This window comes from Pseudomonas sp. 43(2021) (assembly GCF_017490805.1).
Classification (GTDB): Bacteria; Pseudomonadota; Gammaproteobacteria; order Pseudomonadales; family Pseudomonadaceae; genus Aquipseudomonas.
On record NZ_JAFGYJ010000373.1, the window covers coordinates 1 to 484 of the forward strand.

General features: G+C 62.6%; 1 protein-coding gene. It reads left to right on the forward strand.

Going from position 1 to position 484, the window contains the following annotated elements:
• Positions 1-112 precede the first annotated feature (112 nt).
• Positions 113-484: hypothetical protein (locus tag J5M71_RS27710; protein ID WP_207838765.1), on the forward strand; the 372-nt coding region annotated here is incomplete at its 3' end.

Below are 484 nucleotides of genomic sequence, written 5' to 3' on the forward strand. Positions count from 1 at the left end.
TCCTGGTGCAATACGAAGGCGTGCAGCAGTAGTAACGAGGGAAGCAGCGGCCGATGGACGGCCGCTGAGTGCGCATAGGCAAACATGTCCGACGGCCTCTATGATGGAGGCCATGACGACGACCGTGCCCTTGCGCTCACCCTGCCCTCCCGGCGCCTGCATCTGCGGGCGCGATCCGTTGCTGGAAACGCCCGGCGCGGATGTGCGCATCCTGCGCTTGACTCGCGCTGAGGAAAAAATTCTTCTGGCGCGCCTGGAACAACTCAAAGACCTCGCCGACCTCAAACGCCTGCAACAGCGTATGTACGAGCAACTCGGCATTCGCGTCGACGTCGCCCCCGGTTTCAACGAAGTACGCACCATGCGCGGCATCGCCATTCAAATCGACGAGCTGCCAGGCCTGTGTCGCAAGACTCGCGCGGCGATCCCGGCGGCGATTCGCAAGGGCCTGGAAAACCACCCGCAAATCGCCTTCGAACTGCTC